At 74.4% G+C, this 22,633-nt stretch carries 21 protein-coding genes; 7 read left to right on the top strand and 14 right to left on the bottom strand.

Annotation, left to right across the window (positions count from 1 at the left end; translation table 11 throughout):
* Positions 1-73 precede the first annotated feature (73 nt).
* The 6 genes from AB0P41_RS18410 to AB0P41_RS18385 are packed head-to-tail and all read left to right on the top strand — an operon-like array spanning position 74 to position 6,718.
* Entirely contained in the window at positions 74-1,330 is a 1,257-nt protein-coding gene (locus AB0P41_RS18410; protein ID WP_356712348.1) for an ADP-ribosylglycohydrolase family protein, read from the top strand.
* Positions 1,266-2,462: an ADP-ribosylglycohydrolase family protein gene (locus AB0P41_RS18405; RefSeq protein ID WP_365932906.1), complete on the top strand. Its 1,197-nt coding sequence runs from the start codon at positions 1,266-1,268 to the stop codon at positions 2,460-2,462. Before AB0P41_RS18410 ends, AB0P41_RS18405 begins: the two co-directional genes overlap by 65 nt.
* Positions 2,459-3,826 (top strand): ADP-ribosylglycohydrolase family protein, encoded by a 1,368-nt coding sequence (locus AB0P41_RS18400; protein ID WP_365932904.1) that lies wholly within the window; start codon positions 2,459-2,461, stop codon positions 3,824-3,826. The genes AB0P41_RS18405 and AB0P41_RS18400 overlap by 4 nt, the downstream gene beginning before the upstream one ends.
* Entirely contained in the window at positions 3,823-4,707 is an 885-nt protein-coding gene (gene rbsK / locus AB0P41_RS18395) for a ribokinase (protein WP_365932902.1), read from the top strand. Before AB0P41_RS18400 ends, rbsK begins: the two co-directional genes overlap by 4 nt.
* Entirely contained in the window at positions 4,704-5,900 is a 1,197-nt protein-coding gene (locus AB0P41_RS18390) for a CoA transferase (RefSeq protein ID WP_365932901.1), read from the top strand. The genes rbsK and AB0P41_RS18390 overlap by 4 nt, the downstream gene beginning before the upstream one ends.
* A complete protein-coding gene (locus AB0P41_RS18385) occupies positions 5,897-6,718 on the top strand; it encodes a CoA ester lyase (protein ID WP_365932899.1) in 822 nt (273 codons plus the stop codon). Before AB0P41_RS18390 ends, AB0P41_RS18385 begins: the two co-directional genes overlap by 4 nt.
* Positions 6,719-6,793: 75 nt before the next feature.
* Here the strand turns inward: AB0P41_RS18385 and lgt are convergent, their stop codons facing one another.
* The 11 genes from lgt to hisI form a co-directional block, all read right to left on the bottom strand.
* Entirely contained in the window at positions 6,794-7,786 is a 993-nt protein-coding gene (lgt, locus tag AB0P41_RS18380) for a prolipoprotein diacylglyceryl transferase (RefSeq protein ID WP_365932898.1), read from the bottom strand.
* A gap of 97 nt (positions 7,787-7,883) precedes the next feature.
* Positions 7,884-8,696: a thioredoxin domain-containing protein gene (locus AB0P41_RS18375; protein ID WP_356712283.1), complete on the bottom strand. Its 813-nt coding sequence runs from the start codon at positions 8,694-8,696 to the stop codon at positions 7,884-7,886.
* A 75-nt stretch (positions 8,697-8,771) separates the two neighbouring features.
* Positions 8,772-9,584: a tryptophan synthase subunit alpha gene (trpA, locus tag AB0P41_RS18370; protein ID WP_356712285.1), complete on the bottom strand. Its 813-nt coding sequence runs from the start codon at positions 9,582-9,584 to the stop codon at positions 8,772-8,774.
* Positions 9,581-10,861 (bottom strand): tryptophan synthase subunit beta, encoded by a 1,281-nt coding sequence (gene trpB, locus AB0P41_RS18365; RefSeq protein WP_356712287.1) that lies wholly within the window; start codon positions 10,859-10,861, stop codon positions 9,581-9,583. Before trpB ends, trpA begins: the two co-directional genes overlap by 4 nt.
* A 138-nt stretch (positions 10,862-10,999) precedes the next feature.
* The gene (locus AB0P41_RS18360; RefSeq protein ID WP_107103173.1) at positions 11,000-11,188 is read right to left on the bottom strand and encodes a tryptophan biosynthesis modulator TrpM; all 189 of its coding nucleotides are present in this window, start codon (positions 11,186-11,188) and stop codon (positions 11,000-11,002) included.
* A gap of 34 nt (positions 11,189-11,222) precedes the next feature.
* Complete coding sequence (trpC, locus tag AB0P41_RS18355; RefSeq protein WP_356712289.1) at positions 11,223-12,032, bottom strand: indole-3-glycerol phosphate synthase TrpC; 810 nt, start codon at positions 12,030-12,032, stop codon at positions 11,223-11,225.
* Positions 12,033-12,146: 114 nt separating this feature from the next.
* Positions 12,147-12,521 carry a DUF2752 domain-containing protein gene (locus AB0P41_RS18350; protein WP_356712350.1) on the bottom strand — a complete coding sequence of 125 codons (375 nt, stop codon included), beginning with the start codon at positions 12,519-12,521 and terminating at the stop codon, positions 12,147-12,149.
* Between the two features lie 188 nt (positions 12,522-12,709).
* Positions 12,710-12,961, bottom strand: coding sequence for an HGxxPAAW family protein (locus AB0P41_RS18345; RefSeq protein WP_356712291.1), 252 nt, complete (start codon positions 12,959-12,961; stop codon positions 12,710-12,712).
* A 94-nt stretch (positions 12,962-13,055) separates the two neighbouring features.
* A complete protein-coding gene (locus tag AB0P41_RS18340; protein ID WP_356712293.1) occupies positions 13,056-13,715 on the bottom strand; it encodes a TIGR02234 family membrane protein in 660 nt (219 codons plus the stop codon).
* 14 nt (positions 13,716-13,729) lie between these two features.
* A complete protein-coding gene (locus tag AB0P41_RS18335; protein WP_356712295.1) occupies positions 13,730-15,223 on the bottom strand; it encodes an anthranilate synthase component I in 1,494 nt (497 codons plus the stop codon).
* A gap of 11 nt (positions 15,224-15,234) precedes the next feature.
* A complete protein-coding gene (gene hisI, locus AB0P41_RS18330; protein WP_356712297.1) occupies positions 15,235-15,615 on the bottom strand; it encodes a phosphoribosyl-AMP cyclohydrolase in 381 nt (126 codons plus the stop codon).
* A gap of 84 nt (positions 15,616-15,699) precedes the next feature.
* Between hisI and AB0P41_RS18325 the strand changes: the two genes are divergently transcribed.
* Positions 15,700-16,332: a TIGR03085 family metal-binding protein gene (locus AB0P41_RS18325; RefSeq protein WP_365932895.1), complete on the top strand. Its 633-nt coding sequence runs from the start codon at positions 15,700-15,702 to the stop codon at positions 16,330-16,332.
* A gap of 19 nt (positions 16,333-16,351) precedes the next feature.
* On the opposite strand, the gene AB0P41_RS18320 is transcribed toward AB0P41_RS18325, so the two are convergent.
* From AB0P41_RS18320 to AB0P41_RS18310, 3 genes are all read right to left on the bottom strand, one after another.
* On the bottom strand, positions 16,352-17,953 hold the full coding sequence (locus AB0P41_RS18320; protein WP_365932894.1) for a cation acetate symporter: 1,602 nt from the start codon (positions 17,951-17,953) through the stop codon (positions 16,352-16,354).
* A 295-nt stretch (positions 17,954-18,248) separates the two neighbouring features.
* Positions 18,249-19,598 carry a helix-turn-helix domain-containing protein gene (locus tag AB0P41_RS18315; protein WP_365932892.1) on the bottom strand — a complete coding sequence of 450 codons (1,350 nt, stop codon included), beginning with the start codon at positions 19,596-19,598 and terminating at the stop codon, positions 18,249-18,251.
* A gap of 127 nt (positions 19,599-19,725) precedes the next feature.
* Positions 19,726-22,500 (bottom strand): LuxR family transcriptional regulator, encoded by a 2,775-nt coding sequence (locus AB0P41_RS18310; RefSeq protein WP_365933170.1) that lies wholly within the window; start codon positions 22,498-22,500, stop codon positions 19,726-19,728.
* Positions 22,501-22,633: the final 133 nt, after the last annotated feature.

Below are 22,633 nucleotides of genomic sequence, written 5' to 3'. Positions count from 1 at the left end.
GCCGGGAGCCGCCCCGCGTGCGGCCGGACGGGACGCGCCTGCCGAACCGGCCGGATCCGCCCCGCACGTGGCCATCACGATCACCCCGGGGCCGGGGGCCGAGGGCGGCGCCAGGGGCCGGGGCTCACCGGACAGACGGGCCAGGATCGAGGGTCTGCTGCTCGGACTGGCCGCCGGCGACGCGGCCGGGTGGCCCGCCGCGCGGCACCGTGCCGCGCGGATGCCGGAGTGGACGAGGCGGCTCACCAGGGAGCTGGACACCTTCGCGGAGCAGAACGCGACGACGACCCTCCCCGTGCCCATCGCCCTCAACCAGCCGCCCGAGCCGCTGCGGCTCGGTCCGTCCGACGACGCCGAGTGGGCCGCGTTCTCCGCGCGGACCGTGCTGGCCGCCGCGGCCGACCACGCGCCGGACCTCTCCCCCGGCCACCGGATGCGGGACGCGGTCGACCGTTCGTGGAACGCGCTGGCGGCGAAGGTGGCCGCCGCGAGCGCCCGGGCGCCCGAGGTCGAGTCGGCCGTCCTTCCGCTGCGGGCGCGGATCTCCGTACGGGCCGGGCTCGGCAATCTGGCCGCCGGGCTGCGTCCGCCCGCCACCGGCCACGACAATCCGCACTACTTCGACGACGCGGCCTGTGTGCGGGCCGCCGTGCTCGCGGTCGTGCACCCCGGCGATCCTGTGGCGGCGGCCGGGCTCGCCGAGTTCGACGCCCGGTACACGCAGGACGGCGACGGGGTGCACGGCGCCCGCGCGATCGCCGCCGCGATCGCCGAGGCCCTGGCCGGGGCGGACGTCGACACGGTGGTGAACGCCGCGCTCGGCCAGCTTCCCGAGGGCACCGAGATCGCGCGCAACGCCGTCCACGCGGTGCGGCTGGCCCGGGAGTTCGCGGGCGAGGCGGCGGGCGCCTTCGCGCTCGTCCCCGTGCTGGAACACCAGATCGTGGACCACGTCTACAGCTACGGCATCGCCGCCGCCGAGACCGTGCCGGTCGCCCTGGCCCTGACGACCGCCGCCCGGGGCGACTTCGCCCAGGCCGTGCCCGCGGCGGCCTGCCTGTCCCGGGTCGCCGATTCGGCGCCGGCGCTGGCCGGGGCCCTGACCGGGGCGCTGGGCGGGACGGCGACCGTGCCGGCGGGCTGGCGGGAGGCCTGCCGGACGCTGGCCGGGTGCGCGCTGCCCCGGCTCGCCGGCACGGACCTCATCGAACTCGCCGGGCTGCTGGCAGCCACAGAACCAGCCACCCCGGGTGGACAATCCCGACATGGCACACAAAACATCCGCACCGCGCGAGGCCGGCACGACCATCACGACACTCACCCTGGATGAACGCGTCACCGGAGCCCTCGTCGGCGCGGCCGTGGGGGACGCGCTCGGCGGACCCGTCGAGGGCTGGACACCCGAGCAGATCGCCGAGCGGCACGGCGGCCGGGTGACCGGCGTCGTCGGGCCCTGGTACGGCGACGACTGGCGCACGGCGCGCCCCATCGCCCCGTACCACAAGGGCGACGGGCACGTCACCGACGACACCCTGATGACCCATGCCCTGGTCCGGGTGTACGAGAGGGTGCGCGGCCACCTCGACGCGTACTCCGTCGCCGACCACCTCGTCCCCGACCTGATGTCCCGGCCCCGCTGGATCCCGGAACTGGAGGCCGAGGCGCTCCCCTTGCAGCGGATCTTCCTCGCCGAGAAGTGGATCGTCACCCGGCTGCACTACGGGCACGCCGACCCCCGCGAGGCGGGCTCCGGGAACATCGTCAACTGCGGGGCGGCGATGTACATGGCCCCGGTCGGCCTGGTGAACGCGGCCGACCCGGAGGCCGCGTACGCGGAGGCGCTGGATGTCGCGGGCGCCCACCAGTCCTCGTACGGCCGAGAGGCGGCCGGGGTCCTGGCCGCGGCCGTCGCCGCCGCGTGCGTCCCCGGCGCGACCCCCGCCTCGGTCGTCGCGACCGCTCTGCGGCTGGCCAAGGACGGCACCCGGTCGGCGATCGAAGCGGTGTGCGAAGTGGCCGCCGGTCACTCGGACTTCGAGTCGGCGCTGGTGCCGCTGCGCGCGGCGGTCGCCCCGTTCGACACGGTGGGGCCGCACTACCGCGACCCCTCGCTGGGCGCCCGGCGGCCCTCCCGGCTGCACTCCGTCGAGGAGCTGCCGATCGCGCTCGGCATGCTGCTCGTCGGCGGCGGCGACTACCGGCGCTCGGTGCTCGGCTCGGTCAACTACGGCCGGGACTGCGACTCGATCGCCACGATGAGCGGCGCGCTCGCGGGTGCGCTCCACGGCGAGCAGGGCATCCCCGCGGCCTGGGTGAAGACGGTCGCCGAGGCCAGCCGCCTCGATCTGCACGCCCCCGCGCGCGCCCTCGCGGAGGTGGCCCGGGAGGTCTTCGCCCGGGACACGGCCAGGCGTCGCGCGCACGAGGCGGCGTTCGCCGTGCTGACGGGCGACGGCCGGTGACCGTACGCCTGACATGGGTCCAGCCCGAGGACCTGGTGGGCCACGAGCTGCGCCAGGCCGCGCAGGACGGCCGGGACGCCGGGGACGTCGAGCGGCGCTGGTATGCGGCGGGCGGTACCCCCGCCCCGGAGCGCGCGGGGGCCTCCGAGCTCGCCGCGCCGCGTCGGCTGCGTGCGCTCGCCGGGGAGCTCCTGGACGAACTCGCCCTGATGGACTGCCCGTCGGCCGAGGACGAGCCGACCGGCCTGGCCGGGATCCGGGCCGCGTGCCCGCGCTGGCCCGCCCCGCGCGCCCGCCCGCTGTCCTTCGGGCCCGACCGTCTGCATGCCGCCTGGCTGGGGCGGGCCGCCGGCTGTCTGCTGGGCAAGCCGGTCGAGAAGCTGCCCCTGGCCGGCATCCGCGCCCTGGCCCGCGCCACCGGCAACTGGCCGCTCACCACCTGGTTCACCGCCCGGGGGCTGCCCGCGGAGCTGGCCGCCGCCCACCCGTGGAACCGCCGCTCCGCACCCACCTCCCTCGCCGAGAACATCGACGGGATGCCGGAGGACGACGACCTCAACTTCCCCTTGCTGACCGTGCTGCTGCTCCAGCGGTACGGTCACGGGTTCAGCACCTCCGACCTGGCCCGGCTGTGGCTGGACGAGCTCCCGGCGGGCCGTGTCTTCACCGCTGAGCGGATCGCGTACCGCAACCTGCTCGACGGGATCGAGCCGCCGGACACCGCACGCCACCGCAACCCGTTCCGGGAGTGGATCGGCGCCCGGATCCGGGCCGATGTGCACGGCTGGACGCATCCCGGGGACCCGGGGGCCGCCGCGGAACAGGCCCACCGGGACGCGATCCTCACCCATACGGCGAACGGGGTGTACGGCGCGATGTTCACCGCCGCCGCCCTCGCCGAGGCCGCCGGCGGCGAGACGGACGTGCACGGCTGCCTGGCGGCCGGGCTGCGGGTGGTGCCGCCCCGGTCCCGGTACGCGCGCGCGGTACGCCTCGGTGTCCGGGCCGCCCGCGACGAACCCGACTTCGACACGGTCGTGGACCGCCTCCACGACGCGTACGGCTCCACCCACCACTGGGTGCACGTCCTGCCCAACGCGGCACTGCTCGCCGCCGCCCTCACCCACGCGGACGGGGACTTCGGCCGCTCGGTCTGCTGTGCGGTCTCCGGCGGCTGGGACACCGACTCGAACGGTGCGACGGCCGGTTCGCTCGCCGGCCTGCTGGCCGGGCGGGCCTCCGCCCTGCCCGACCGGTGGACCGCACCGCTCAAGAACCGTCTCGCCACATCCGTCGCCGGCTTCGGCTCCGTCGGCTTCGACACCCTCGCGGAACTGACCCATCAGGAGGTATGCCGCCCATGACAGCCATCGCTGTGCTCGGCAGCACCAATATGGACCTGGTCGCCTACGTCGCCCGGGCCCCCGGGCGCGGGGAGACCGTCACCGGGCGGGAGTTCCGGACCGTGCCCGGCGGCAAGGGGGCCAACCAGGCCGTCGCCGCGGCCCGCGCGGGGGGCGAGGTGGTGATGATCGGGGCGGTCGGGACCGATGAGTACGGCTCGTCGCTCCGGACGAACCTGGAGCACGCCGGTGTGGACACCGACCTGCTGCACACCGTCGCCGGGCCCAGCGGCACCGCGCACATCGTCGTCGACGACGAGGGGTCCAACGCGATCGTGGTGATCCCCGGTGCGAACGGCACCGTGACCGCGCTGGGCCCCGGGGAGAGAGCCGCCGTCGCGGCGGCCGCCCTGCTCCTCCTCCAGCTGGAACTCCCGCTCTCCGTCGTGGCGGAGGGAGCACGGACCGCGAAGTCCCGGGGTGTACGGACGATCCTCACCCCCTCCCCCGTACAGCCTCTGCCGTCCGGGCTCCTGGACGACGTCGACCTGCTGATCCCCAACGAGCACGAGGCCGCGGCGCTCACCGGGTGCGTGGAACCGCACGCCGCGGCCCAGATCCTGCTGCGACAGGTCCCCGAGGTCGTGATCACGCTCGGGAGGAGGGGGTGCCTGTACGCGGCCCGCGGGGGCGAGCGGGTCCTCTTCCCCGCCCCCGAGGTCACCGCCGTCGACACGACCGGAGCCGGGGACACCTTCGTCGGCACGCTCGCCGTGGCGCTCGGCGAGGGCCGGTCCGTACCGGAGGCGCTGGCCTGGGCGTCCTGTGCCGCCGCGCTCTGTGTGCAGAGACCGGGTGCCTCCACGTCCATGCCGTACAGAAGCGAGATCGATGCCCTGTGAGTACGACGACCGCTCCCCTCTCCGGCCTGCGGGTCCTGGACCTCGCCACCCTCTTCGCCGGGCCCCTGGCGGCCACCATGCTCGGGGACTTCGGGGCCGAGGTCATCAAGGTCGAGCATCCCCGCAAGCCCGATCCCTCACGCGGTCACGGTCCCGCGAAGGACGGGATCGGCCTGTGGTGGAAGCTGCTCGGCCGGAACAAGCGCACGCTGACCCTCGACCTGTCCGCCCCGGGCGGCCGGGACGTGCTGCTGAGGCTGGCCGCGGACACCGACGTGATCGTCGAGAACTTCCGGCCCGGGACCCTGGAGCGCTGGGGTCTGGGCTGGGAGGAGCTCCGTGCCGTCAACCCCCGTCTGGTCCTGGCCAGGGTCACGGGCTTCGGCCAGACCGGCCCGTACGCCCACCGGCCCGGCTTCGGCACGCTCGCCGAGGCGATGAGCGGCTTCGCCGCCGTCACCGGGGAGCCGGACGGGCCGCCGACCCTGCCACCGTTCGGCCTGGCCGATTCGATCGCGGCGATCGCCACGGCGTACGCGGTGATGACGGCGCTGTCCGGGCGCGACCTCACCGGGCGGGGACAGGTGGTGGACATGGCGATCATCGAGCCGATCCTCACCGTGCTGGGACCGCAGCCGCTCTGGTACGACCAGCTCGGGTACGTCCAGCCGCGGACCGGGAACCGCTCCCGCAACAACGCCCCGCGCAACACCTACCGCACCTCCGACGGCCACTGGGTCGCCGTCTCGACCTCGGCCCAGTCGGTCGCGGAACGCGTGATGCGCCTGGTGGGGCGCCCGGAGCTGATCGAGGAACCGTGGTTCTCCGCCGGGACCACCCGTGCCGAGCACGCCGACGAGCTCGACGAGGCGGTGGGCCACTGGATCGCCCGGCGCACCAGGGAGGAGGCGGTGGACGCCTTCGAGAAGGCCGAGGCGGCGATCGCACCGATCCAGGACGTACGGGATGTGATGGAGGACCCCCAGTACCGGGCGCTGGGCACGATCACCGAGGTCGACGACCCCGAGCTGGGGCCGCTGCGGATGCAGAACGTGCTGTTCCGGCTCTCGGAGACGCCGGGGGCGGTCCGCTGGGCCGGCCGGCCGCACGGAGCGGACACGGACGAGATCCTGGCCGAGCTCGGCCTCGGCGCCCCCGAGGTCGCGGCGCTGCGGGACGAGGGGGCGCTGTGAGCTGCGCTGCGGTGGCTCTGACGTGGCTGTACGTTCCCGGGGACCGGCCCGAGGTGGTCCGCAAGGCGCTCGGCTCGGGCGCGGACGTGGTGATCATCGACCTGGAGGACGCCGTCGCGCCGGACCGCAAGGAGTACGCGCGGTCGGCGACGGCGGAACTCCTCTCCGATCCGGTCACGGCGGACCCGATGGCGGTGCCGGTCCATGTCCGGGTCCACGGCGAGGACGACGTTAAGGCGCTGGTGGGGCTGGCGGGGCTCTCCGGGATGCGGCTCCCGAAGATCACCCATGCGGCGTCCGTGCACCATGTCGCGGCCCTGGCCCCGGGTGTGCCGCTGTACCCGCTGCTGGAGTCGGCGCTGGCGATCGAGCACGCGTACTCGATCGCGGGGGCGCATCACTCCGTACGGGGTGTCGCGCTGGGCGAGGCGGATCTCCGGGCGGATCTTGGGGTACGGGACGACGCCGGTCTCGACTGGCCGCGCAGCCGTGTGGTGGTCGCCGCCCGGGCGGCGGGGCTGGACCCGCCCGTGATGTCGGTGTACACGGATGTCCGGGACCTTTCGGGGCTGCGGTCGTCCTGTGCGCACGGGAGGGATCTCGGGCTGCTCGGCCGGGCGGCGATCCATCCCCGGCAGCTGCCGGTGATCGAGCGGGCGTTCCGGCCGACGGCGCGGGAGGTGGAGGCGGCGGAGCAGATCGTGGGGGCCTCCCGGGCCGAGGCGGGGGCGCAGGCCCTGCCGGACGGGCGGTTCGTCGACGCGGCGGTGGTCGCGACCGCGGAACGCACCCTCGCGTTGGCGCGCTCGCACCGATGAGGCCGTACATGGGGAAGGGGCCGCCGGACCGTGGTGGTCCGGCGGCCCCTTCGCACTCGGTGCGGGGCGGGAGCGTCAGCTCCGGTCGGCCTTCTGCGGGGTCCCGTCGGCCTCGGGGGTCTGCGAGCCGGTCTCCTCGGTGGCGCCGGGGGCCGGCGTGCCGGACTCCTCCGCGGCGGTCTCCGGGGCGGTCTCCTCGGAGCCGTTCTCCCCCGGGGCGTCGGCGGCCTTCTCGTCATCCTCGGTCAGGCTCACCGCGGCGGGCTCGACGATCTCCTCGCGGCCGGGGCGCAGCTTCGCCGAGATCACGATGTAGACGACGGCGAGCACGAACACGATGATCGCGGTCCACACGTTGAGCCGCAGGCCCAGCACGTGGTGCGCCTCGTCGACGCGCATGTACTCGATCCATCCGCGGCCCGCGCAGTAGGCCGCGACGTACAGCGCGAAGGCCCGGCCGTGTCCGAGCTTGAAGCGGCGGTCCGCCCAGATGACCAGGAGCGCGACACCGACGCACCACAGGGACTCGTACAGGAACGTCGGGTGGTAGGTGCCCTCGACCCGGTTCGTGCCCTCGCTGATCTTCAGCGCCCAGGGGACGTCGGTCGGCTTGCCGTACAGCTCCTGGTTGAACCAGTTGCCCCAGCGGCCGATCGCCTGGGCGAAGGCGATACCGGGGGCCAGGGCGTCCGCCCAGGCCGGGAGCGGGATCCCGCGGCGGCGGCAGCCGATCCAGGCACCGACCGCGCCGAGCGCGATCGCGCCCCAGATACCGAGGCCGCCCTCCCAGATCTTGAAGGCGTCCACCCAGTTCTCACCGTCGCTGAAGTACAGCTGGTAGTCGGTGATCACGTGGTAGAGCCTGCCGCCGACCAGGCCGAAGGGCACGGCCCAGACGGCGATGTCGGCGACGGTGCCGGCTTTGCCGCCTCTGGCGACCCAGCGCTTGTTGCCGAACCAGACGGCGACGAAGACACCGATGATGATGCAGAACGCGTAGCCGCGGAGCGGGATCGGGCCTAGCTCGATCACGCCGGTCGACGGGCTGGGAATGAAGGCAAGGTTCATGACGGGGTCGACGCTACCTTGCCGGACGGGACCTACGGCAAGCCGTCCGGCAACTTCTGGGTAACGGGGCCCCGGCGGAGCACTCCCGGAGCCCGGCTCAGGGGGTGGCCCCGACCGTGCCCGGCTTCTTGCCCTTGTTGGCCTCGGCGACCCACTTCTTGATGTTGGCGTCGGAGATCTGTTCGTCCCCCTTCTTCGGGAAGATCGACTCGCCGTTGAGCAGGGCGGTGGGGGTGCCCTCGAAGCCGCCTTCGGTGAACGCCTTGTTGGACTTCTCGACCCAGCTGTCGTGCGTGCCGTCCTCCACACAGCTGCGGAAGGCGGGCGTGTCCAGGCCCTTCACCTTGCCGGCCAGCTCGATCAGCTTGCTGTTCTCACCGAAGGCGTCGTCGGTCTCGGCGGGCTGATTGCGGAAGAGGGTGTCGTGGTACGGGGCGAACTTGCCTGCGTCCTGGGCACAGGCGGCCGCGTTGGCCGCGCGCAGCGAACCGCTGCCGCCGAGGTTGCCGTCGATGATCGTGGCCAGGTGGTACTCCACCTTGAGCCGGCCGCTGTCGGTGAGCTCCGTGATCGTGTCGCGGAAGGTGTTCTCGAACTGGGCGCAGACCGGGCAGCGGAAGTCCTCCCAGACCGTGAGCGTGGACGGCGCGTCGTCGGCCCCGACCTGGAGGGCGAGGCCGTCCTTGCCCATCGCCCCGGACGGGGTGACGGCGGGCCCGGCCTCGCTGTCCTTGTCGTTCTTGCCGGCGTTGGCCGCGATCACGCCGATCACGGCTGCCAGCGCCAGCACCCCCACCACGGCGGTCGAGACGATCAGCGTGCGGCGGCGGCGGTCCCGCGCCCGGTCCTGCTCACGCTGCTGGGCCAGCCGGTCGCGTGCGGCTCTTCTACGGTCTTGGTTCTCGCTCACACCGCGCAAACGAACCGGGGAGGCACGTCAGCGCCTCCCCGGTCCCAGGTCCACCCGTACGGATGACGCCCGCTGTCAGCGCTTTCGAACGCCCTCGGCCAGTTCGGCCGCCAGCGCGCGGACCGCGGCGAGACCCGCTGCCTCGTCCGGGGCGTCCAGCATCCGCTTGACGAACGCCGAGCCGACGATCACACCGTCGGCGAAGCCGGCGACCCGCTGGGCGTGCTCGCCGGTGGACACGCCGATACCCACGCAGACGGGCAGGTCCGTGGTGGCACGGGTGCGCCGCACCAGGTCCTGGGCCTGCTCGCCGACCGATTCGCGGGTGCCGGTGACGCCCATCAGCGAGGAGGCGTACACGAATCCGGAGCCCGCGGCCGTGATGGTGGCGAGGCGCTCGTCCTTGCTGCTCGGGGCGACGACGAAGACGGTGGCGAGACCGTGCTTCTCGGCGTGCTCCCGCCACAGCGCGGACTCCTGAACGGGGAGGTCGGGCAGGATGCACCCGGCGCCGCCCGCCTCGGCCAGCTCGGCGGTGAAGCGTTCCACGCCGTAGCGGTCGATCGGGTTCCAGTACGTCATGACGAGGATCGGTGCGCCCGTGGCCTCGTGCGTCTCACGGACGGTACGCATGATGTCGGCGATCTTGAGGCCGCCGCGCAGCGCGATGTCGTCGGCGGTCTGGATGACCGGCCCGTCGAGCACCGGGTCGCTGTGCGGGAGGCCCACCTCGATGATGTCGGCGCCGCCCGCGACGGCGGCCTTGACGGCGGCGATGCCGCCGTCGACGGTCGGGAAGCCGCCGGGCAGGTAGGCGATGAGCGCCGCCCGGTCCTCGGACGCCGCCCCGGCCAGCGTCGATTCGAGAAGCTCTCGGTTGCCGCTCACTTGGTGACCTCTTCCTCTCCGTCGGCCACATCGGCCTCGACGACCGCGTCGGCGCCGTCGTACAGCCCGAAGTACCTCGCTGCCGTGTCCATGTCCTTGTCGCCGCGGCCGGACAGGTTGATCAGGATCAGTCCGTCCGGGCCGAGCTCCCGTCCGACCTCCAGGGCCCCGGCCAGCGCGTGAGCGCTCTCGATGGCCGGGATGATCCCCTCGGTGCGGGAGAGGAGGCGCAGCGCCTGCATGGCGTCGTCGTCGGTGACGGCGCGGTACTCGCCGCGGCCGACGTCCTTGAGGTAGGCGTGCTCGGGGCCGATGCCCGGGTAGTCGAGTCCGGCCGAGATCGAGTAGGGCTCGGTGATCTGCCCTTCCTCGTCCTGGAGGACGTAACTGCGGGAGCCGTGCAGGATGCCGGGCTCGCCTGCGGTCAGGGTCGCCGCGTGCTCGCCGGTCTCCACGCCGTGTCCGGCGGGTTCGCAGCCGATCAGCCGGACACCCGCGTCCGGGATGAAGGCGTGGAAGAGACCGATGGCGTTGGAGCCTCCGCCTACGCAGGCGACCGCGGCGTCCGGCAGCCGGCCGGCGCGCTCCAGGATCTGGCGGCGGGCCTCGACGCCGATGACCCGGTGGAAGTCGCGGACCATGGCCGGGAAGGGGTGCGGTCCGGCGACCGTGCCGAAGAGGTAGTGCGTGCGGTCCACGTTGGCGACCCAGTCGCGGAACGCCTCGTTGATGGCGTCCTTGAGGGTCCTGGAGCCGGACTTCACGGCGACGACCTCGGCGCCGAGCATCCGCATGCGCGCCACGTTCAGCGCCTGCCGCTCGGTGTCGATCTCGCCCATGTAGATGGTGCACTCGAGCCCGAAGAGGGCGCAGGCGGTCGCGGTGGCGACGCCGTGCTGTCCCGCTCCGGTCTCCGCGATGACGCGGGTCTTGCCCATGCGCTTGGTGAGCAGGGCCTGGCCGAGCACGTTGTTGATCTTGTGCGAGCCGGTGTGGTTGAGGTCCTCACGCTTGAGGAAGACGCGGGCGCCGCCGGCGTGCTCCGCGAAGCGGGAGACCTCGGTCAGCGCGCTGGGCCGGCCCGTGTAGTCGACCATGAGCTGGTTGAGCTCGGCCGCGAAGGCGGGGTCCGCCTTGGCCTTGTCGTATTCGACGGCCACCTCGTCCACGGCGGCGACCAGCGCCTCCGGGATGAACTTGCCACCGAACGCGCCGAAGTACCCCTCGGCGCTGGGGATCAGACCCTCGGGGTCCGGGATGAAGAAGTCGGACGACATGCGACGTGCTCCTCGAATCGCAACGGGTGATGTCACCGTATGCGCCGTGGGCGGAGCGCCACGCCGACCGGTCGACGGTCGGTGCGGTGGGGCGTGCGGGTCCCCCTGTACGGGGGGACGGGCGACGGCCGGGGCTCGCTACGGCGCGGACCCCGTGCGCCATCGCATCCCGTTGACCTGGCCCGGCTCGTCACCGATCACGTACCTCACGCGCCGGCCGTGCACGCGCCGGGCGGGGGCGCGGCAGCCGCGGGGCCGGCAGCCGCGCGCCAGGGGCGCGTGCGGGTCCCGGGCGCTCGCGCCGGCGGGGCGCAGGCCCGGCCGGATGCGGGCGACGGGACGGTCGGCGGGCACGGGTGGGTCAGCTCCGTCCGTGCCGGAGCGCCGGGTGGGCGCCTGCGGCGACCAGGTCGGCGACGGCGGCCCGGGGGTCGCGGCCGGTGACCAGGGACTCGCCGACGAGCACCGCGTCCGCGCCGGCGTTGGCGTAGGCGATGAGGTCGTGCGGGCCGCGGACGCCGGACTCGGCGACCTTGACGATGTGGTCGGGGATCTCGGGGGCGACGCGCTCGAAGGTGGAGCGGTCGACCTTGAGGTCCTTGAGGTTGCGCGCGTTGACGCCGATGATCTTCGCTCCGGCGTCCACGGCGCGCTCCGCCTCCTCCTCGTCGTGGGCCTCGACGAGCGGCGTCAGGCCGATCGACTCGGCCCGCTCGATCAGCGAGACGAGGGCCTCCTGGTCGAGTGCGGCGACGATCAGCAGGGCGAGGTCGGCGCCGTGCGCCCGGGCCTCCCACAGCTGGTACGAGGTGACGATGAAGTCCTTGCGCAGGACCGGGATGTCGACCTTGGCGCGGACGGCCTCCAGGTCGGCGAGTGATCCGCCGAAGCGGCGCTCCTCGGTGAGGACCGAGATGACGGACGCGCCGCCGGCCTCGTAGTCCGCTGCGAGCGCGGCCGGGTCGGCGATGGCGGCCAGGGCCCCCTTGGAGGGGCTGGAGCGCTTGACCTCGCAGATGACGGTCACGCCCTCGCCGCGCAGGGCGGCGACTCCGTCCTTGGCCTGGGGAGCGCGCGCGGCGCGTTCCTTGAGCTCGTCGAGGCTGACACGCGCCTGCCGCTCCGCGAGGTCGGCGCGAACGCCGTCAATGATCTCGTCGAGCACACTCACGCGAGCGGCCCCCTTCCGAAGCGGTGATGGGTACAGGATCAGCCATCTCGATGGTATCCGCAGGACGGCTCAGGGCCCGCATCCGGCGGCCTTACGTCCCACTACCTGGTCATTTCAGGGTGCCAGCCCGGAGCCGAAGGGCAGATTCCTGACCACGGAGAACACGAGCAGCACCGCCCCGATGCCCCACCAGTAGCCGGGGGCGAGCCCGATCCGCAGGGCCCGGCCCCGGCTCGCGCGGACCACCCAGACCAGCCAGACCGCGGCGAAGACCGCGTAGCCGACGACGGCCAGGGCGTTGGCGCCGAGGGCGGCGGCCAGGTCTCCGTGGGCGAACGCGTGGGCGCTGCGCAGCCCGCCGCAGCCGGGGCAGAACACGCCGGTGAAGCGGAGCATGGGGCAGACCGGGTAGTGGCCGGGCTCGTTGGGGTCGACGGTGGCGACGTAGGCGAAGGCCCCGACGACGGCGGCCATGGCCCCGGCGGGCATGGCGAGCCGGCGGAGCCGGGAGACCGGGGCGGGGGCGGGCAGGCCGGGGCCCGTCGCCGGGGGCCGGCCGGGGGCGTCGGGTGCGGGAGAGGCTGAGGCGTCCACGGGGCGATTGTCCACGCTCATGACGCGAGGCGCAGCCCGGTCGGGGCTGCGCCTCGCGTCGTGTCGCCGGTGCTCGTGACCGGTCAGGCCGTGATCTGTGCCCGGGCGGCGCGGGCCCTGGCGGCCGCCATCTCGGCGGACTCCTTCGGCATGCCGAGGCCCGCCATCTTCATGGCGAGACCGACGACCCCGCCGAGGAGGGTGACCGCGATACCGGCCCAGAAGCCGAGCGCGTTCGCCGCGACCATGAAGAGGCCGGCGATGCAGAAGCCGATGAAGGAGATGATGACACCGGTCCAGGCGGCCGGGGTGTGTCCGTGGCTGCTGCCCGCCATGAGTTGCTCCTAGTTGGTGTTGCGCTGAAGGTGTCGCGCTTACGAAAGCTTGCTGCCATTGTCCCGTACGTGCCGGTGGACGTGAGGCTGGGGGTCATGCCTCGCGCGTCGGGTCCTCGCCGCGGTCCAGGGCCTTCCACAGTTCCTCGGGCCGGTCGGGGTCCGGGGCGGTGCGGGGGGCCTTGCGGGGGCGGGGGGTGCCGTCCCTTTCGTACCGTCCCGACATGGCCGGCCAGCGGCTGCCGTAGCGCAGGGCGAGCAGTCCGGCGAGCAGGATGAGCAGTCCGCCCGCCGCGGTGACGTAGGGCCAGGCGGTGTGGCTGAGGGCGTCGACGGTGGCCGAGGTGTTGCCCGTGGTCTGCGCGGCCCGCTCGTTCAGTGCCGCGCTGTCCGAGGCTCCGGACCAGGCGCTCAGTCCGGCGCCGAGGCCGCTGAGGGCCAGCAGTCCGGCGACGAGCATCCGGCCGGCGCGGCGTACGGCGAAGACGGCGACGAGGGCGGCCAGGCCGACGACGGCCAGGGCCGCGGGGAGGCCGGTGACGTCCTGGCCGTCGGCGCTGAGCGGAAGGGAGCCGCCGCCGACGGCGGCCTCGCCCTCGGCCCAGGTCTGCCCGGAGGCGAGGAGGACGACGGTGGCGCCGGCCGCCCCGAGGAGCAGGCCGGCGGCCAGGCTCCGGCGGCTTCCCGCGCTGTCGGGCGCGGAGGCGGCTCGGGCACGGGGCTGGGGTACGGGGACAGCACTCACGTACTCCACTATCCCCTACCGGCTCACTCCGCCCCGAGGCGGTTCGCCGTATGCACGGCTCGCAGGACCGCGGCGGCCTTGTTCCGGCACTCCGTGTCCTCGGCGACCGGGTCGGAGTCCGCGACGATGCCCGCGCCCGCCTGGACGTACGCGGTGCCGTCGCGGAGCAGGGCGGTCCGGATGGCGATGGCGGTGTCGGAGTCCCCGGCGAAGTCGAGGTAGCCGACGCAGCCGCCGTACAGGCCCCGGCGGCTGGGTTCGAGCTCCTCGATGATCTGCAGGGCGCGGGGCTTGGGCGCGCCGGAGAGGGTGCCCGCGGGGAAGCACGCGGTCAGGACGTCGAAGGCGCTGCGGCCCTCGGCGACGCGTCCGGTGACGGTGGACACGATGTGCATCACGTGCGAGTACCGCTCGACGGACATGAAGTCGACGACCTCGACGCTGCCGGGTTCGCAGACGCGTCCCAGGTCGTTGCGGCCGAGGTCGACGAGCATCAGGTGCTCGGCGCGTTCCTTCGGGTCGGCGAGGAGCTCGTCGGCGAGCGCCTGGTCCTCCTGCGGGGTGGCGCCGCGGTGCCTGGTACCGGCGATCGGGTGAACCATCGCCCGGCCGTCCTCGACCTTGACGAGCGCCTCGGGGCTGGAGCCGACGACGTCGAAGCCGTCGAAACGGAAGAGGTACATGTAGGGCGACGGGTTGGTGGCGCGCAGGACCCGGTAGACGTCCAGGGCGCTCGCCGTGCACGGCGTCTCGAAGCGCTGGGAGGGGACGACCTGGAAGGCCTCGCCCGCCCTGATGCGCTCCTTGACGTCCTCCACGGCGTCCATGAACGCCTGGCCGCCCCAGAGCGCGGTGTACGGCGGGAGCTCGGAGGGCGGCAGCGCGGCCGGTGTGTTCTCCACGGGCCTGGAGAGGTCGCGCTCCATGGCGTCGAGCCGGGCGACCGCGTCCTGGTAGGCCTCGTCGACCCCGGTGTCCAGGTCGTTGTGGTTGATCGCGTTGGCGATCAGCAGGACGGTGCCGTTCCCGTGGTCGAGCACCGCGAGGTCCGAGGTGAGCAGCATGGTGAGCTCGGGCAGCTTCAGGTCGTCGCCGCCGTGCTCGGTGATCCGCTCCAGCCGGCGTACGACGTCGTAGCCGAGGTAGCCGACCATGCCGCCGGTGAACGGCGGCAGGCCCTCGTCGCCGACCAGGTCGCGGGGGGTGTGCAGGGTCTCGACGGTGGCCCGGAGCGCCTGCAGGGGATCGCCTTCGACGGGTACGCCGACGGGCGGGGTGCCCAGCCAGTGGGCGGCTCCGTCGAGGGAGGTCAGGGTGGCGGCGCTGCGCACCCCGATGAAGGAGTAGCGGGACCAGGTGCGGCCGTTCTCCGCGGATTCGAGGAGGAACGTGCCGGTGCGCTCGGCCGCGAGCTTGCGGTAGAGCCCGACCGGGGTGTCACCGTCCGCGAGGAGCCGGCGGCTGACGGGGATGACGCGCCGGTCGACGGCGAGCTTGCGGAAGGTCTCGAGATCCATGGCGGCTGACCTTATCGGGGCGCGGTGAGCGGAAGGACGTCCTTGTCGAAGCAGGTGCGGTCGCCGGTGTGGCAGGCGGCACCCGTCTGGTCGACCTTCACCAGGACGGTGTCGGCGTCGCAGTCGAGGGCGACGGACCTGACCTGCTGGGTGTGGCCGGAGGTGTCGCCCTTGACCCAGTACTCCTGGCGGCTGCGGGACCAGTAGGTGCAGCGGCCCGTGGTGAGGGTGCGGTGCAGCGCCTCGTCGTCCATCCACCCGAGCATGAGCACCTCGCCGGTGTCGTACTGCTGGGCGATGGCCGGGAACAGTCCGTCGGGGCCGCGCTTGAGGCGGGCGGCGACGGCCGGGTCGAGATTGCTGGCGGGCGTGGAGCCGGGCGTGCTGGTCATGCGCCCATTGTGCCGCGCCGGGCGGGGCCGTCCGGCCGTGCGTCCACTGGGCGGACCGCGGGCGTCGGTCGTACGCTGGCGGGCATGTCGACCCATGCGAAGCGTGAACGTCTTCTGCTCGCCGACCTGTTGGAAGCGGCGGGTCCCGAGGCCCGGACCCTGTGCAACGGCTGGAAGACCCGTGACCTGGCCGCCCATGTCGTGGTTCGTGAACGCCGCGCCGACGCGGCGGGCGGGATCATGCTGGGGGCCCTGAAGAACCGGCTGGAGCGGGTCCAGGCCGAGTTCGCCGCCAAGCCGTACGAGGAGCTGATCCAGCTCATCCGTACGGGGCCGCCGCGCTTCTCGCCCTTCGGTCTGAAGCAGCTGGACGAGGCGGCCAACACCGTCGAGTTCTACATCCATGCGGAGGACGTGCGCAGGGCCCAGCCGGACTGGTCGCAGCGGGACCTCGACCCGGTCTTCGCCGATGTGCTGTGGTCGCGTACGGAGAAGACGGCACGGATGCTGGGCCGCCGTGCCCCCGTGGGGCTGGTGCTGCGCCGCCCGGACGGCCAGACGGCGGTGGCCCACAAGGGCACTCCGGTGGTGACGGTCACCGGGGAGCCGGGCGAGCTGCTGCTGTTCGCCGCCGGGCGGCAGGACGCGGCGCGGGTGGAGCTGGAGGGCGACAAGGACGCGCTGGCCCGGCTGCACACGGCCGAGCTCGGCCTGTAGCCCCTTGACGGGGACGCGCTCAGGCGCCGCCCCGGGCGCGGGCGGGTGCCCGGGGGGTCCGGTGGCGGTGCCGCTCGTCGGGCGCTGTGCCGGGTTCCTGTCCGGATCCCAGCAGGCCGAGGAGGAATCCCGCCGGGATCGTGACCAGGCCCGGGGTCTGGAGCGGGAAGACGTCGAAGTCCCACTCCGGGAAGAGCGCGATCGGTGTGCCCGAGAACGCCGGTGACAGGACCATCAGGACGCCGATCAGCGGAAGCGTCCCGTACACGGTCCACCGCACCCCGCGGGCGTTGAAGCGCGGCCGGAACAGGGCGTACAGCAGGACGGGCGGCAGGACCGAGGCCGCCGCCGCGAACGACAGGGAGAGCAGCACCTGGGGGTTGCGGTCGTGGGTGTACGCCGAGAGGAGGACGGCGAGCGCCCCGATGCCGACGACGGCCAAGCGGGCGCGCCGGATCTCCCTGGCGGACGCCTTGCCCTCGCCCTGCGCGCCCGACTTCGCCCTGAAGTCGCGGGCCAGGGACGAGGCGGCGGCCAGGGTGATCCCGGCGACGGCGGCGAGGGTGGTGGCGAACGCGGCGCAGGCCACGAGCGCGAACAGGGGGCTGTCGCGTGGTCCGGCCGCCCCCGGGTCGAGGGCGCTGGTCACCATCAGCAGGGAGGTGCCGCCGGCCGGGTCGGCGGCGTGCAGCAGTTCCCGGCCCACCAGCGCGGAGGCTCCGAGCCCGACGATGACGATGCCGACGCAGAGCAGGGCGACGGGGCTGACGGCCCAGATGCCGGCCCGGCGGGCGGTCCGGGCGTCGCGGACGGGGTGGAGCCGCATCATGATGTGCGGCATGCAGGCGGCGCCGAGCAGGAGGGTGATCTGGAAGCCGACCAGGTCGAGCCCGCCCGCGAGTCCGTGGCCGAACTGCAGGCCGGGGCGCGCGTAGTCGCCGCCCGCCCCGCTGCCCGCCCGGGCGGCGTCGAAGAGGGCGAAGGGGGACCAGTCGAAGCGCGCGAGGACGAGGCCCGCGAGCAGGGTGACCGCTCCCAGGACGACGGCCACCTTGAGGATCTGGATGTAGCCGGTGCCCCGCATCCCGCCGAACGCCGAGTAACAGACCATCAGCGCGCCGCTGGCGACGGTGCAGCCGGTGAGGGCGCCGTCGGGCAGCCCGAACATGGAGGTCATGACGCGGCCGGCGGTGGTGAGCTGTACGAGCAGCAGCGGGGCCAGCACGACGAGGGTGGCCACGCCGAGCGCACGGCGTACGGACCCGTCACCGAGCCGGTCGGCGAGGAAGTCGCCCATGGTGAACACGCCTCTGCGCCGCAGGCGTTCGGCGAAGAGGCGCATGACGAGGGCCAGCGAGGCGACCGTCGCCAGGGCGAACAGCAGGCCGTCGAATCCGGCGAGCGCGACGGATCCGGTGGTGGAGAGCAGCGTGGCGGCGGAGACGTAGTCCCCGGCGATGGCGAGTCCGGCGCCGACGGGACCGAGGGTGGCGCCGCCCGCGTAGAAGTGCTCCGGGTCGTCCTGGTCGGCGGCGGCGAGTCCGCACAGCAGCAGGGACACGGCGACGAAGGCGAGGAAGATCACCACGGCGAGGGACCGGGCGTCGATCGCGCCGCTCACCGGGTCCGCTCCGCCGGTACGGCTGTGCAAGGGGCAGCTGAAGACATGCGCGTCATGGCATCAGCCGGGGCGGGTGCGGCACAGGGGGCCGGGACGGGGCGCGGCGGGGGTACAGCCCGCCGGGGGAAGGACTGTGCCGCCGCACAGTCGGCGAGGGCCCCGGTCCGGGAAGGGGCCGCCCCGAAGGCCGGGTTCCCGGAGGCGCCGGCCCCGCGCCCCGTCACCCCCGGGGCCGGGCCGGGCTCCCCCGCGGCCGGGTGTCCCTGCGTCCTCCTGCCCGTCGTGGCAGCCGCCCTCAGCGCGGCGGCAGCAGCCGCCGTGCCGCCAGTGCCAGGGACACCTCGACGGCGTCGGACGGCCGTGTCAGACAGCGGCCCGTCAGCTGCTCGAACCGCCGCAACCGGTTCAGCACCGTGTTGCGGTGGCAGTACAGCTTCGCTCCGGCCCGCTGGGCCGAGCCGTCCGAGTCGAGCCACGCGGTCAGCGTCTCGATGAGCACGTCGCGGTCCGCCGGGTCGAGCCGGTCCAGCGGCCCGAGGACCCGGTCGGCGAGCGCGGTCCCGAGGCCGAGTGAGGAGACGACGAGCGCGGCCGGCAGGTGCTCGTCGAGCAGTACGGTGCCGCCGGAAGCCGGGCAGGTACGCAACGCCGTCTCGGCGAGGCGCCGCGCGTCACCGACGGAGGCGAGCCCGTCGACCACCGAGCTGATGCCGACGCGGGTGCCGGGGGGCACCGTCAGGCCCGCGGCGAGCGCGGCGAGTTCACCGTCGGAGACCGGGACCGAAGCGGGCGCGGCCTCGGCGTCGCCGTCGCCGGCGGGCTCCGGCTCGTCCGCCACCGGCAGCGTCCCCAGCGGCAGGACCGCCAGTTCCACCTCCCCCGCCGTGTGCCAGAGGGAGGGCGTCCCCTCCGCCAGGGTGACCGGCGGGCGCCCGGTGCCGTGCGGAGCGCGGCGGGCCCCGGCGACCGCGAGTACGGCGTAGCGCCCCTGTACCGGGAGGCCCAGCATCGCCGCGGCGTCCGGCAGGTCCGCGATCCGGGCGGTGCCGTCCAGCAGGGCCGCCGTCATCAGGCGCTGCTGGTTCTCGCGGCGCCAGGAGAGCCGACGCTCGGCCTGCCGGTATGCCTCTGCCACCACGCCGCAGTGCTCGTCGACGAAGTTCCAGACGTCCGCGGCGACATGGACCAGCAGCCGGGTGTCCTCGGGGTGGCGCCGGGCCGTGTCGTCGACCAGGTCCTGCCAGACCATCGCCCCGCCCATCCGGAAGGCGTGCATGACCGCGTCGAGCGGTACGCCCTGCTCGGCCCGGGTCTCGCCGATCCACCGGGAGGTGCGGTGGGCGGCCTCGCGGGATTCCCGGGGCTGGATGAGCGAGGCGACGTTGTGCCGCAGCGAGTGGTGGACCTCCTGCCAGATCTCGGCGGGCTCGGTCTCCATCGCGGCGCGGTAGGCGGGCTCCTGCTCCCGCAGCGCCTCGACCAGCCGGTCCGTGAGTTCCGGCAGCGCCTCCAGGAGCCCACGGGCCGCCCGGTGGAGCACCGCTACGGCCTCGCGGTCGGCCAGGGAGCGGAAACGGTGCGGCAACGGCGCTACGGGGGGCGGTCCGTGCAGCGCCCTGATCCGTGAACGTACGACCTGTGGCATGGCGGCCTCCACCGGGAATCGGCCGGCCGAGGTTGGGCCGGCCCCGGTGTGTGCCCGGCCCTGCGTCGGGCGGGCGCACACCGATCGATCCTGACGACCGCAGAATGGCATACCGCCCGGTCGGTACCTAGAGGTCTGCGCGGTTCTTCTCATCACGGTCCTGCAACCTCGCCCCGTCCAGCAGCCTCGCCAGCTCGGTCCGGGACCTGACCCCGAGCGCCGCGAAGACGTTGCGCAGATGGTGGTCGACGGTCCGCGGGCTCACCGAGAGCCGTACCGCCACCTCACGGTTGGTGGCTCCCTCCGCGACACAGCGGGCGATCCGCTGCTGCTGCGGGGTCAGTCCGGCCAGCGGCCCGGGGCCGCTCCGGTCCGGCGCGTCCACCGCTTCCCCCGCCGCCCGCAGCTCCCCGCCCGCCCGTTCGGCCCAGACGCGCGCCGAGCAGCGTTCGAAGGCGACCAGCGCGTCGCGCAGCGGGCCGCGGGCCTCACGGGTGCGGCGCAGCCGGCGCAGCAGCTGGCCGTGGAGCAGCTGAGTGCGGGCGCGTTCGAAGTCGCCGCCCGCGCGGTCGTGGTGGGCCAGCGCCTCCTCGTACCGTGCGGCGCCCTCTTCGGGCGGCGCCAGCAGGGCGCGGCAGCGGGCCAGCTGGGCGGGGACCTGGGGGTCGGTCGTCCGGGCAGTCCACAGCGCGAACTCCTCGACGGCAACGGCGAGTTCACCTGTCGTGTCGTCGGCGCGGCCGGAGAGCGCCATCGCCTCGACGTAGCACGGCACGGCAAGCATCCGGGTGGCGAAGTGCCCTGTCCCCGGCCCCGGCCTGACCAGCGGGCCGAGCCGGGCCGCCGCCTCGCCCGGCCGCCCGGCGGCCAGGTCCGCGCGGGCGACCGCCCAGGTGGCGAGCATCGCGGCCTGCGCCAGTCCGTGCGGCCCCGCACCGGCCAGCGCCGCGTCGGCGTGCGCGGCGCACGCCTCGGCGGGCCCCTCCACCGAGGCGGCGAGCGCGAGCACGGAGTGCAGATGGGTGGCGGAGTTCTGCTGCCCGGTACGTCGCGCCGCGTGCAGCCCTTCCAGCGCGTGGGCCCGGGCCCTGGCGTGCTGCCCGGTGCGCAGTTCGGCGTAGGCGAGCTGCTCCAGGGCGTGCGGCAGCAGGGCTTCGGGCCCCCGGAGGCGTACGACGGCGAGGGCGCGGGCTCCCGCCCGGCAGGCCGCGTCGACCTCACCGAGCACCAGGGCCGAGGCGCCCGCCCGCAGGAGCTCCCCGGCGTCCTCGGCACGGTCCGCGGAGTCGAGGCAGCACCGCAGGAGGGCGTGGCCCCGGTCGGGGTGCCCGGCGAGCACGGCGCACATCCCTGCGCGGTACTGCGCCATGGACCGGTCGGCGGCGGCGACGGGGATGCGGTTCATCGCGTCCAGGTACGCAATGGCGTCCCCCATGTCCCACGCCGCCTCCGCCGCGCCGAACAGGGCGTCCAGGGTGCGGTGTGGATCGTGCGGGGCGAGCAGCTCCGCGGCGGTCAGAAGGGCCTCACGGGCGTCGGCGGCCGGTCCGTCGCGCAGGGCGAGCATGCCGCGTACGTAGGGTGCGGCGCCCCCGGCGGGGTCGGGGCCGACGCGGGCGAGCATGGCGCGGGCCCGGCCGGTGTCGCCGGCCAGCCGCGCCTGCTCGGCGGCGGCGGTGAACCGTGCGGCGCGCAGCCCCTCGTCGGTGGAGAGCGCGGCGGCGCGGGCCAGCGCGGCCGACCGTTCGCCGTGCGGGCGCGGGGCGGTGGCCGCCGCCTCCAGCTGTCTGGCGAGGGAGGCGTCCGGCCCGGGCGCGGCGCAGGCCAGCTGGACGAGCGCGGGCAGCGGGGCCGAGCCGGGCCCGGTGAGCAGCCCGGCGAGCAGTTCGTGCGCGGCCCTGCGGCGGCCGGGCGGCGCCCGGTGCAGGACCGCGCGACGCAGCAGCGGATGGCTGAAGTGCACGCGGCTGCCGGCGCGTTGGAGCGCTCCTGCGGTCCCTGCGGGCGCGAAGAGTACCCGGTCGAGATACGCGGTCGCCAGCCCGGCCCGGGTGCCGGCCCGCAGCAGCAGGGCGGCGTCGGCTCCGGCCCCGTCCGGCTCGTGCTCCTCCGCGGCCGCCGCCAGCAGGAGCAGGGTGCGGGTGTCGGGAGGCAGGCCGCCCAGGTGCTCGGCGTGGGCGTCGAGGACACCCTCCGCGCCGGGGAGCGGGTACGGCAGCGCGGTGCGCCCGGCCAGCTGCCCGGGGGTGAGACGGCCTGCCAGCCCGGCCAGCAGCCGTGGGTTGCCCGCCGCCTCGCGCAGGAGTTCGCTGCGTACGACGGGGTCGACCTCGGCCGTGCCGTCGGTGAGCCGGTCCAGGAGCGCGGTCGCCGCGTCGTCGTCGAGCGGGCCGAGACGCAGCGCGGGCAGCCCGGCGAAGGCGGTCTCGTCGGCCGCGCCGATCACCACCGCGACGCGGCTGCCCGCGCCGAGTCTGCGGGCGGCGAAGCCGAGTGCGGCACGGGAGTCGGGGTCCCAGGCGTGCGCGTCGTCCACGCAGACCAGCAAGGGCTGTTCGGCCCCCAGACCCCGGAGCAGGCCGAGCAGCCCGCCCGGGGTGATCCCGGAGCCGAGGATGGTGTCGGGGGTGACGGGCAGCGGGCCGGGGGCGGAGCAGAGGAGGGCGTGCAGCCCGCTGTAGGGCAGTCGCTGTTCGGTGGGGGCCGCGGCGGCGTACAGCACGGGGCCGCCGTGCCTCCCGAGGTAGTGGGCGGCGGCCTGCCGCAGCAGGGCGGTACGGCCGAGGCCGGGCGGCGAGGTCAGCACGAGCGCTCCGCCGTCCCCTGCCCGCAGCCGTCCCAACAGGGTTTCCAGGATGGCCAGTTCACCGCTGCGGCCGTACAGCCGGAGCGGACTGTGCACGGTCGTCGATGGGGTCACGCTGTCACGTTACTTCCGCGTAAACAGCGTCGGAAGGCTTGCGTCCGCTCCCCGTTCCCGGTCGGCCAGGAGCGGTGCGGGCTCCCAACGGAACGGCGTCCGTGCTGTGCCGGGG

Source organism: Streptomyces sp. NPDC079167, from assembly GCF_040686735.1.
Classification (GTDB): Bacteria; Actinomycetota; Actinomycetes; order Streptomycetales; family Streptomycetaceae; genus Streptomyces.
The sequence above is the reverse complement of the archived record's forward strand: the minus strand, read 5'-3'. Positions and strand labels throughout refer to the sequence as shown.

Coding starts and splice junctions, on each gene's coding strand:
- lgt (WP_365932898.1), bottom strand. CDS start 7,786: ATGAACCTTGCCTTCATTCCCAGCCCGTCGACCGGCGTGATCGAGCTA.
- hisI (WP_356712297.1), bottom strand. CDS start 15,615: ATGACCAGCACGCCCGGCTCCACGCCCGCCAGCAATCTCGACCCGGCC.
- AB0P41_RS18405 (WP_365932906.1), top strand. CDS start 1,266: ATGGCACACAAAACATCCGCACCGCGCGAGGCCGGCACGACCATCACG.
- AB0P41_RS18315 (WP_365932892.1), bottom strand. CDS start 19,598: ATGCCACAGGTCGTACGTTCACGGATCAGGGCGCTGCACGGACCGCCC.
- AB0P41_RS18345 (WP_356712291.1), bottom strand. CDS start 12,961: ATGGCGGGCAGCAGCCACGGACACACCCCGGCCGCCTGGACCGGTGTC.
- AB0P41_RS18335 (WP_356712295.1), bottom strand. CDS start 15,223: ATGGATCTCGAGACCTTCCGCAAGCTCGCCGTCGACCGGCGCGTCATC.
- AB0P41_RS18350 (WP_356712350.1), bottom strand. CDS start 12,521: ATGCCCGCCGGGGCCATGGCCGCCGTCGTCGGGGCCTTCGCCTACGTC.
- AB0P41_RS18325 (WP_365932895.1), top strand. CDS start 15,700: ATGTCGACCCATGCGAAGCGTGAACGTCTTCTGCTCGCCGACCTGTTG.
- rbsK (WP_365932902.1), top strand. CDS start 3,823: ATGACAGCCATCGCTGTGCTCGGCAGCACCAATATGGACCTGGTCGCC.
- trpB (WP_356712287.1), bottom strand. CDS start 10,861: ATGTCGTCCGACTTCTTCATCCCGGACCCCGAGGGTCTGATCCCCAGC.